Raw genomic sequence first — 1,513 nt, 5'->3', positions numbered from 1 at the left:
AAGAAGGTGCGCGCCGGCCCCTGCCGAGCCCGCGCGCACCTTCTTCTGGTGCGCCGAGGAACTCGTGCCCGGCACCGCGCTCTCGGCGCTGTTCGGCCACGCCGGCGGCCGCGTGCCGGTCGCCGACACCGCGCACTGGGCGAGCCAGGTCTGCGCCGGCCTGTCCGCGCTGCACGCGCACCGCGTCGTCCTCGGTGACCTGAGGCCCGAGACGATCGTCGTCACGCCCGAGGGCGACGCGCGCATCACGTGCGTCGCGCCCCCGCGCGGTACCGCGCCCGAGCCCGCCGCCGCCCCCGAGGCCGCGCACTACCTCAACCCCGAGGTGGCCAAGGGCGGCCAGGTCGCGCCCCAGTCGGACATCTACTCGCTCGGCGCCATCATGTACCGGGCCGTCACCGGCTCCGTGCCGTTCGACGCACCGACCGCCGGCGAGGTCGCCACGCTCCACGGGACCGCCCCGGCGGAGCCGCTGCGCCGCATCAATCCGCAGGTCCCGGCCTCGTTCGAGCAGGTCGTCATGCGCGCGCTCGCCAAGGACCCGGCCACGCGCTACGGCTCGGCCGAGGAGCTGCGCCAAGACCTCGAGCGCGTCGCGTCCGGCGGCTCGATCATGGGCCGCGGGGCTCCGATGATCACGATGCAGATGCCGCTCGTGGACGAGGGCCCGCGCCGTCCGCGCCGCAAGGCCGGGCCGTGGGTGTGGGTCACCGCGTCGATCGCTGCGCTGTTCCTGCTCGGCGCCGTCGGTGCGTGGGCGTTCACCTACTTCTCGAAGCCGGTCGTGCCCGACGTCTCGAACATGACCGAGACCGAGGCGGCCGCGGTGTTCCAGGAGGCCGGGCTGCTGCTCGGCGCCGTGGACTACCGCTCGCCGGTGCCGTCGGGCGCCACGACCGGCTCGATCCTCGGCCAGGATCCGCCCGCTGGGCAACGCGTGGCCGGCGGCAGCCTCGTCAACATCATCATCGCGGGCGCGAAGACCGTGCCGGTGCCCGGTGTCATCGGCATGACGCAGACCGACGCGATCGCCGCGATCCAGCGCGCGGGGTTCACGCTCGGCAGCGTCACCACGACCGCCGGCACGCTGGCCGACAAGGACAAGGTCGTCTCGCAGACGCCGGCGGGCGCGGTCGAGCTCGCCGAGGGCACGGTGGCGAGGGAGCTGTACGGCGAGGCCGTCGTGCACGAGCGGCACCGCCATCGCTACGAGGTCAACAACCATCTGCGGCCGCAACTCGTGGACGCCGGGCTCGTCGTCTCGGGCACCGTCTACGAGGGGAGGCTCGTCGAGATCGTCGAGCTACCCGATCACCCATGGTTCGTCGCCAGCCAGTTCCACCCGGAGTTCAAGTCGCGGCCCGTGCGGCCGGCGCCGCTCTTCCGCGAATTCGTAGGTGCCGCACGCGAGCGTGCCGTCGAGCGCGACGGCGTCGCTCTACGCGCCGCGGGCTGAGCCGCGCTGCACAGGGCGTGCCCCTCAGCTCCGCTTGCGTGCGACGAACGCTGAGAG

Annotated in this window: 1 protein-coding gene and 1 pseudogene (1 of these 2 running past the window's edge); both read left to right on the top strand. The window is 73.6% G+C overall.

All coding sequences use genetic code 11. From position 1 onward, the window contains the following. A partial coding sequence (locus tag FDZ70_08450; protein ID TLM72399.1) for a PASTA domain-containing protein occupies positions 1 to 1,456 on the top strand: 1,456 nt, incomplete at its 5' end. A 38-nt stretch (positions 1,457 to 1,494) separates the two neighbouring features. Beyond that, a pseudogene (locus FDZ70_08445) lies at positions 1,495 to 1,513 on the top strand (PASTA domain-containing protein) (it continues 434 nt past the right edge of the window).

Source organism: Actinomycetota bacterium (assembly GCA_005774595.1).
Taxonomy (GTDB): Bacteria; Actinomycetota; Coriobacteriia; order Anaerosomatales; family D1FN1-002; genus D1FN1-002.
Note: the sequence above shows the minus strand (reverse complement) of the source record. Positions and strands in the feature narration are given on the sequence as shown.